Source organism: Microcystis sp. M53603_WE2, from assembly GCF_030065435.1.
This window is the reverse complement of the sequence record NZ_JASJFF010001391.1, coordinates 1-7,361: the sequence shown is the minus strand read 5'-3', so window position 1 is coordinate 7,361 and position 7,361 is coordinate 1. Positions and strand designations below refer to the sequence as shown.

At 48.0% G+C, this 7,361-nt stretch carries 13 protein-coding genes; 2 read left to right on the top strand and 11 right to left on the bottom strand.

Annotation, left to right across the window (positions count from 1 at the left end; all coding sequences use genetic code 11):
- Window positions 1–262: 262 nt before the first annotated feature.
- The 11 genes from rpmE to PX481_RS29195 form a co-directional block, all read right to left on the bottom strand.
- The gene (gene rpmE, locus PX481_RS29245; protein WP_002760058.1) at window positions 263–496 is read right to left on the bottom strand and encodes a 50S ribosomal protein L31; all 234 of its coding nucleotides are present in this window, start codon (window positions 494–496) and stop codon (window positions 263–265) included.
- Between the two features lie 19 nt (window positions 497–515).
- Window positions 516–929 carry a 30S ribosomal protein S9 gene (gene rpsI, locus PX481_RS29240; protein WP_002737094.1) on the bottom strand — a complete coding sequence of 138 codons (414 nt, stop codon included), beginning with the start codon at window positions 927–929 and terminating at the stop codon, window positions 516–518.
- Between the two features lie 4 nt (window positions 930–933).
- Entirely contained in the window at window positions 934–1,389 is a 456-nt protein-coding gene (gene rplM, locus PX481_RS29235) for a 50S ribosomal protein L13 (protein ID WP_002780818.1), read from the bottom strand.
- A gap of 117 nt (window positions 1,390–1,506) precedes the next feature.
- Window positions 1,507–2,337, bottom strand: coding sequence for a tRNA pseudouridine(38-40) synthase TruA (gene truA, locus PX481_RS29230; protein WP_288097477.1), 831 nt, complete (start codon window positions 2,335–2,337; stop codon window positions 1,507–1,509).
- A 2-nt stretch (window positions 2,338–2,339) separates the two neighbouring features.
- Window positions 2,340–2,690 (bottom strand): 50S ribosomal protein L17, encoded by a 351-nt coding sequence (rplQ, locus tag PX481_RS29225; RefSeq protein WP_002760055.1) that lies wholly within the window; start codon window positions 2,688–2,690, stop codon window positions 2,340–2,342.
- A gap of 21 nt (window positions 2,691–2,711) precedes the next feature.
- Window positions 2,712–3,653, bottom strand: coding sequence for a DNA-directed RNA polymerase subunit alpha (locus PX481_RS29220; RefSeq protein ID WP_002737965.1), 942 nt, complete (start codon window positions 3,651–3,653; stop codon window positions 2,712–2,714).
- A gap of 193 nt (window positions 3,654–3,846) precedes the next feature.
- Window positions 3,847–4,239, bottom strand: a complete 393-nt coding sequence (gene rpsK, locus PX481_RS29215) for a 30S ribosomal protein S11 (protein WP_002735413.1) — start codon at window positions 4,237–4,239, stop codon at window positions 3,847–3,849.
- A gap of 39 nt (window positions 4,240–4,278) precedes the next feature.
- On the bottom strand, window positions 4,279–4,662 hold the full coding sequence (rpsM, locus tag PX481_RS29210) for a 30S ribosomal protein S13 (protein WP_002735415.1): 384 nt from the start codon (window positions 4,660–4,662) through the stop codon (window positions 4,279–4,281).
- A 93-nt stretch (window positions 4,663–4,755) separates the two neighbouring features.
- Window positions 4,756–4,869, bottom strand: a complete 114-nt coding sequence (gene rpmJ, locus PX481_RS29205) for a 50S ribosomal protein L36 (RefSeq protein WP_012593611.1) — start codon at window positions 4,867–4,869, stop codon at window positions 4,756–4,758.
- Window positions 4,870–4,996: 127 nt separating this feature from the next.
- Window positions 4,997–5,227 (bottom strand): translation initiation factor IF-1, encoded by a 231-nt coding sequence (gene infA, locus PX481_RS29200; RefSeq protein ID WP_002737109.1) that lies wholly within the window; start codon window positions 5,225–5,227, stop codon window positions 4,997–4,999.
- 452 nt (window positions 5,228–5,679) lie between these two features.
- Complete coding sequence (locus PX481_RS29195; RefSeq protein ID WP_288025766.1) at window positions 5,680–5,946, bottom strand: YciI family protein; 267 nt, start codon at window positions 5,944–5,946, stop codon at window positions 5,680–5,682.
- Between the two features lie 161 nt (window positions 5,947–6,107).
- Between PX481_RS29195 and PX481_RS29190 the strand changes: the two genes are divergently transcribed.
- Window positions 6,108–6,659: a 2'-5' RNA ligase family protein gene (locus PX481_RS29190; RefSeq protein ID WP_002760053.1), complete on the top strand. Its 552-nt coding sequence runs from the start codon at window positions 6,108–6,110 to the stop codon at window positions 6,657–6,659.
- 147 nt (window positions 6,660–6,806) lie between these two features.
- Window positions 6,807–7,361, top strand: a 555-nt coding sequence (locus tag PX481_RS29185; RefSeq protein WP_288097472.1) for an FAD-binding oxidoreductase, incomplete at its 3' end; no start/stop codon positions are given.

The window sequence follows — 7,361 nt, the reverse complement described above, 5'->3', positions numbered from 1 at the left end:
CCCCCAAACCCCCCGCGCATTAGGTTAACTGTGAGATGCTTACACGCGATTGTTCATATTTTTGTACTAATTTAAGAGTCATACCAAATCCCTTTTTAATAGTGTGATTAACTCTCAAGTTATGAATTGTTTCTCCCCACACCCCACACCCCACTATCCTATACTTTTTAAACAGGATTTAGTATGACCCTACCAGCCTAAAAATAGCAAAAAACCCGGTGGGAAAATCTCCCCACCGGGTCAAAAAGGCAAAAGTAAAGAATTATTTCTGATCGGCCTTTTTGCTTGACTTATCGCCCATTTTGTACTTACGCAAGAAGCGATCGACCCGGCCCTCCGTATCGATCATCTTCTGGGTTCCCGTATAAAAAGGATGATTACCCGACCAAACCTCCACATGAATTTCTGGTTTTGTCGAACCCACCGTCATCACCAGTTCACCATTACAGATCACCTTGGCTTCCGGATACCAAGTAGGATGAATTTTTTTCGGCATAATAAACCTCTCTATTAACCTAACGTTTCGAGTATTGAGGCGCTTTGCGCGCTTTGTGAAGACCGTATTTTTTCCGTTCCTTCGCCCGGGGATCCCGAGTCAGATAACCTTCACTCTTGAGGGGAGGACGATTTTCCGGGGCCAATTGACATAAAGCTCTAGCGACACCCAATTTCACCGCGTCCGCTTGGCCGGTCAAACCACCGCCCTCGGCCTTAACGATGATATCATACTCGTTTTCCAGTCCCAAAGTCTCCAGAGGAGCTTTAATCGTCTGGATATAGGTGGGAATGCGGTTAAAATGGGTTTCTCCATCGCGACCGTTAACGGTAATTGCCCCCGTCCCCGGCACGAGACGCACGGAAGCGACCGCCGATTTGCGTCGTCCCGTTCCCCAATAAACTACCTTATTTTTACTGTCCGTGGCTTGCATTGACTTAATTTCCTCCTGCGGGAATCGTATTAATCGCTAAAACTTCCGGTTGTTGTGCCTGATGGGGATGTTCCGCACCGGCATAAACTTTCAGTTTCGTGAACAATTTCCGACCTAAGCTATTTTTCGGGAGCATTCCCTTAACAGCGTGTTCGATAATCCGTTCAGGAATGCGTTTTTGCAGTTTATCGAAGGTTTCTACCTTCATACCACCCGGTCTGCCGGAGTCGCGGCGATAAACTTTCTGTTGGCGTTTTTTGCCCGTCACCGTCACTTTTTCAGCGTTAATAACAATGACAAAATCCCCCGTATCCAGATGGGGGGTGAAGGTGGCTTTATTTTTGCCCCGTAGAATCATAGCGATCTCGGTGGCCAGACGACCTAGACGCTGATCGGCCGCATCGATGACGTACCATTTCTGCTCTAGAGTCTCTAAATTTGGTAGAGGTGTTTTGTTCATGGTGAGTTTGCCTTGGTTTACAAAAATTAATTTTTTTTATTGCCCACCTGGGTGTTGGGGGGTTAGAGTTTTAGGGTTTTAGTTGGAATTCCCCTATTTCCCTATTTCCCTATCTCCCTATTCCCCTATCCCCTCTGCTCGGAAATAATAAAGAGGCTGAGTCTCGCACCAGACGCTATCGGCAAAGGGAAAATCGGCGTAACCCACCCGCAGTAAACATAGTCCTTTAGCTGGTGCGGCGTATTTGACCAATTCTCGGCGCTGATTGACCCAGATGTCGGTAAAGTTTTCTAGCGATCGCTCACCAGTTCCCACCTCCACCAACATTCCCACCAATAGCCGCACCATCCCGTACAAAAAGCCATTGGCTTGAATTTCCATCTGTACAAATGGCCCTTGACGGTAGCATTCCACCCCTTGTACTTCTACCCAGGAATGGTCACGACTAGAGTTAGCACGGTGAAAGGCGGCCAGATGGTGCTTACCCAATAGGGGCTTTAAGGCCCTGGCCATCAAATCGGCATCGAGGGGACGATGGTAGTAGTGCCAACTAAAGGGGCTAACAAATAGATTGGGGATGGGGTCCGTATAGAGGGTGTAACGATAACGTCGCCAGAGGGCTGAGAAACGGGCGTGCCAGCGATCGGGAACCTGGGCCGAGGCCCGAATGACGATATCGTCATCTAGCCGAGCATTGAGAACCTTGGCCCAATGGGCAGGTGGGATCGGACTCTGCTGCTGGAAATGGGCAACCTGGGCGGCGGCGTGAACACCGCTATCGGTACGTCCGGCCCCGTGCAGAGTGACCGCATGACCGAGAATATCGGCCAGAGCCTTCTCGATTTCTTCCTGCACACTCCTGTGATGGGGTTGCCGTTGCCAGCCGTGGAAATTAGTTCCCACATACTGGATAACTAGGGCGATCCGCGACTGGGGGCAAGCTGTCATCGTTACATCAGTTCGATAATCGCCATAGGGGCATTATCCCCGCGACGGCGCAGGGTACGCACTACCCTGGTATAACCGCCGTTACGGTTGCCATAACGGGCTTGGGCGCCTTCAAAGAGGGCGTGAACCAGTTGTTTGTCGTAGATGTAGCCCATGGCTTGGCGACGGGCGCTCAGGGAACCGTCTTTAGCTAGGGTGATAATGTGGTCTACCTCTGCTCGCACCGCTTTTGCTTTCGCTAGGGTGGTGGTGATCTGACCATGTAGAATTAGCTGGGTGGCCAAGCTGCGCAGCAGTGCCTTTCTTTGGTCAGCCGGCAGACCCAATTGAGGCACTTTACACCGATGTCTCATAGTATTTTCCTGGAATTGGGTTTACTTGCTTTTTTCTTGGGGTAGGGTGATGCCTAACCGTTTTTGTAGGGCTTCAATGACTTCTTCCGCCGATTTCTGCCCAAAGTTTTTGATTTCTAAGAGATCTTCTTGGCTGTAATCGAGGAGGTCGGCTACGGTGTTGATCTGCGCTCGCTTCAGGCAATTGTAGGCGCGCACGGATAATTGTAGTTCCTCGATCGGAATTTGGTTTTCTTGGTTGATCTCTTGGTCGTCAAAGTTACCGGAGGATTCGAGGGCGTTGAGATCCTTGAGCGGGTTAAAGAGATTAACCAGCATATCGGCCGCTTGGGAAAGGGCTTCTTTGGGGTTAATGCTCCCGTTTGTCCAAATTTCTAAGAGCAGACGATCTCTAGCTTGACCGCTTTCGGAACGGATATCTTCGACGCTGTAGTTGACTTTGGTTACGGGCATAAAAATCGAGTCGATTTGCAGAAAGTCTAGCGAAGTGGCCTCCTCTTTACTGCGATCGATCGCCCGGTAGCCTTTGCCTTTTTCCACGCGAAATTCCATCTCTAGCTTGGCCCCTTCGGCTAGGGTGGCGACGTACTGATTGCGATCAACTATCTCGATTTCTGAGGGTAAATCGAATTGTGCCGCCACTACTGTCGCCGGTCCAGTTGCCACTAAACGCCCGATCTGGGTTTGATTGGTGTAGCTTTTGAGGATGATTTCTTTCATGTTGAGCATGAGTTCCATCACGTCCTCGCGTACCCCCTCGACGGTGGCAAATTCGTGATTGACTCCCGCAATCCGCAGGGCCGTCACGGCCGCTCCTTCCAGATTGGAAATGAGAATCCGTCTCAGGGCATTACCTACGGTCGTACCCTGGCCTCTTTCCAGAGGTTCTAGTACGAATTTACTGTACTGACTCTGATTCTTGTAAGTTTTTGCTTCTACACACTCGATTTGAAATTGCGCCACCGATTGACCTCCCTTGTTCAGTTTTCAGTTATCAGTTATCAGTTATCAGTTTTCTTTGGCTTTCAGCGTTTAGCGTTTGGCGTTCAGCTTTTTGAGCAGATGGTCTTTGACGACCGGATTCTGCTGCTGATGCGCTCAAAGCTAACGGCTGTCGGCCTCAAGATCCCTGTCACCTGAAAAAGCTGTTCACTGTTTACACTCTCCGGCGTTTGGGAGGACGACAACCATTGTGGGGGATGGGAGTCACGTCCCGGATCAGGGTGATTTCTAATCCTGCTCCTTGCAGGGCCCGGATTGCGGTTTCCCGTCCTGCCCCGGGGCCACTAACCATCACTTCTAGTTGACGCATTCCCTGTTCGATCGCTCGGCGGGCGGCGTTATCGGCGGCGGTTTGGGCGGCGAAGGGGGTTCCTTTTTTGGCTCCTTTAAAACCACTCGATCCCGCCGATGCCCAAGAGATCACATCGCCTTTGGTATCGGCGATCGTGACAATGGTATTGTTGAAGGTCGATTGAATGTGAGCGACTCCGGTAGGAATATTTTTCTTCTGTTTTTTCGGTCCGGTTTTTTTGGTTGGTCGCGCCATAGTTTTTCTTGATTGGGGGATATCGCAATGAATAAAAAATTATTTCTTGGAGGGGGCTTTTTTCTTCCCTGCCACTGTCACCCGACGACCGCGACGGGTCCGCGCATTGGTTCGCGTCCGTTGCCCGCGCACGGGTAATCCTAGCCGATGCCGACGACCCCGATAGGTGCCGATATCGGCGAGGCGTTTGATGTTCATCGCCTCCCAGCGTCTCAAATCCCCCTCGATTTGATAATTTGTTTCGATATAAGTCCGTAGCGCCGCCACGTCTTCATCGCTGAGATCCTTGACCCGAGTGTCAGGGTTAACACCCGTCGCAGATAAGACTTCTTGGGAACGCGATAGACCCACTCCGTAGAGGTAGGTCAGGGCGATTTCCACACGCTTATCGCGAGGTAGGTCTACACCAGCTATCCTTGCCACGCTTTTTTTTTCTCCCTATGAACGATTTTTTTTCCAAAAACGACTACAATTAACGGTAACGATTCTCTGCCCCAAGACAGTGACTTTGGTGGGTTAACCTTGTCTCTGCTTGTGTTTGGGGTTAGAACAAATTACCATGACTCGACCGCGCCGACGGATGACGCGGCACTTTTCGCACATTTTTTTGACAGACGCTCTAACTTTCATGCCTAAGTATTCTGGCAACACTGCAAGCTTATTATTATATCAGATTTGTTTTACCCGTGTCACCTATTTTTTTAAAATAAATTTGGCCGCTTATTAGACTTTTTGGCTTCTCTGCCCCTATTTATCGCTATTTTTTTTGATTTTTCAGGCGATAGGTGATTCTGCCTTTGGTTAGGTCGTAGGGGGTCAGTTCCACTTTGACTCGATCGCCGGGGAGGATTTTGATATAATTACGTCGGATTTTGCCAGATATATGGGCTAAGACGTTGAAACCGTTATCTAAATCCACCCTAAACATGGCGTTGGGCAAAGATTCGGTGACGGTTCCTTCCATTTCGATGAGATCTTGTTTAGACAAAGTTAATTCCTCAAATTTACTGGGGACAATTTATTTAATGATTCGGAGCTCTCTTGGGTTTGGTGGTTAAAATGTATTCTAAGATACATTCCTCCCAGCGGGGGGGTGGAACGAACCACAAAGACACAAAGGACACAAAGATTGATCGATCATATAGTAAGTTAAACTTATCACACAGAACCTAGTAGGAGAGCCGATTCGGCAGCAGCAACCCTGCTGTCACCACAGTTCCCCCAGTATAGCTTATCAGTGATCAGTGATCAGATGTGAGTTTTCAGTTCACAGCAAAAAAGCGCCCCATCTTCCCTCTCCCATCTCCTGACTCCAGTCTCCACCCCCATCTCCCCACTACTAGGCAGTATTAAGGAGTAATATTTAGATAATCAACAGCTTAACATTGCTGTCTTTTCACTGATTACTGATTACTGTTCACTGTTCACTGAAAAGCTAGATTACTCGACGACAATTCGCCATTCATGGAGTTCGTATTCCACACAACCATTCTCGATTAAAGGATCGCGAACTATAATTGCCTGAGCCTCCTCAAGAGAATCGGCCTTAAATAATAACATTCCGCCGCCCCTTTCTGCCCAATAACCACTTTTTGCTGCTCGTCCTTGGCTAATTAAATCACGCACATAGTCCTTATGGGCGCTGACATAGCGATCGAAGGTAGTTTTATCAACAATGCCTTTTTCTATCTTGACAAACCAGGGCATAAATTCTCAGTAGGCTAGGACGGATCAACAATCATATAATTATACCGATTAATCTTGGCCGTCGAGGGTGCCATGTAACAGAGCTATACAATTAGCTTAGAGTTGTGGAAGACTGCTAGAATCGAGGTGACAGCTTCATTTCTGTAGCTTTGCTTGTTTCCATGAATCAACCCCAGGGATCTCTATTTTTTATCGCGCTTTTGCCGCCGCCAGAAGTACAGGAAATTGCCACAAAAATCAAGTTAGAGTTTGCAGAAATTTACAATAGTCGCGCTGCCCTGAAATCGCCTCCCCACGTCACTCTCCAACCCCCTTTCCGGTGGAATTTAGAACAATTACCGGATTTAGAAAGATGTTTAGAGGAATTTGCCCGCTTGCACGCTCCTATTCCCCTAATTCTCCAGAATTTTGCCGCCTTTAAACCGCGAGTCATTTATATTAATGTCCAGAAAACGCCAGAATTATTAACCCTGCAAAAACGGCTTTTACAGCAGCTAGAATCTTCCCTGAATATCATTGATAATGTCTCAAAAAGCCGAGCTTTTTCGCCCCATTTAACCGTTGGCTTCCGAGATTTAACTAAAGATAATTTCTGGAAAGCTTGGTCAAAATATGCTAATCAAGAGCTATTTTTTGAGGTGATGATCGATGAAATTACCCTCCTAATTCATAACGGTAAGCACTGGGAAATTTATCGGCAATTTTCTCTATAATCCAGACCCTTGCAGGTTTCTATCTACAGAGGAGGGAGTTATAGTGGTAAAATAGGAGAGAGCAGTTTTTAAAGCTTCATTTCTGACTTTTTTGCGAAATTTTAACCTATAGAGCGATTTTATGGCGACTCCGCCGCTCTGAAACCTATGTTACTCAAAAATCCCCCGAAAATCTCCCCCAATCTGATTAAACAGCTAGAAACGATCCTTGGTAAAGATGGAGTCATCCGTCGCAAAGATGAATTATTAACCTATGAGTGCGATGGTATCACAGGATACAGACAAAGACCCGCTCTTGTGGTACTGCCTCGCAGCACAGCAGAAATTGCGGCGGTGGTGAAACTCTGTCACGATAACGAGATTGCCTGGGTAGCGAGGGGTGCAGGAACGGGCTTATCGGGAGGGGCGTTACCCTTAGAAGAGGGGATTCTCATCGTTACGGCACGGATGAATCAGATTCTCAGGGTTGATTTAGATAATCAAAGGGTGGTGGTACAGCCCGGGGTGATTAATCATTGGGTGACGCAAGCGGTAAGCGGGGCGGGATTTTATTATGCACCGGATCCCTCTAGTCAAATTATCTGCTCGATCGGTGGTAATGTGGCGGAAAATTCCGGCGGGGTTCACTGTTTAAAATACGGTGTCACTACCAATCACGTTATGGGCTTAAAAATCGTCCTTCCCGATGGTTCAATTATCGAT

Bases quoted from the DNA above. Each gene is read 5' to 3' on its own strand.
- rpmE (WP_002760058.1), bottom strand. From the start codon at position 496: ATGCCGAAAAAAATTCATCCTACTTGGTATCCGGAAGCCAAGGTGATC.
- rpsI (WP_002737094.1), bottom strand. From the start codon at position 929: ATGCAAGCCACGGACAGTAAAAATAAGGTAGTTTATTGGGGAACGGGA.
- rplM (WP_002780818.1), bottom strand. From the start codon at position 1,389: ATGAACAAAACACCTCTACCAAATTTAGAGACTCTAGAGCAGAAATGG.
- truA (WP_288097477.1), bottom strand. From the start codon at position 2,337: ATGACAGCTTGCCCCCAGTCGCGGATCGCCCTAGTTATCCAGTATGTG.
- rplQ (WP_002760055.1), bottom strand. From the start codon at position 2,690: ATGAGACATCGGTGTAAAGTGCCTCAATTGGGTCTGCCGGCTGACCAA.
- rpsK (WP_002735413.1), bottom strand. From the start codon at position 4,239: ATGGCGCGACCAACCAAAAAAACCGGACCGAAAAAACAGAAGAAAAAT.
- rpmJ (WP_012593611.1), bottom strand. From the start codon at position 4,869: ATGAAAGTTAGAGCGTCTGTCAAAAAAATGTGCGAAAAGTGCCGCGTC.
- PX481_RS29195 (WP_288025766.1), bottom strand. From the start codon at position 5,946: ATGCCCTGGTTTGTCAAGATAGAAAAAGGCATTGTTGATAAAACTACC.
- PX481_RS29190 (WP_002760053.1), top strand. From the start codon at position 6,108: ATGAATCAACCCCAGGGATCTCTATTTTTTATCGCGCTTTTGCCGCCG.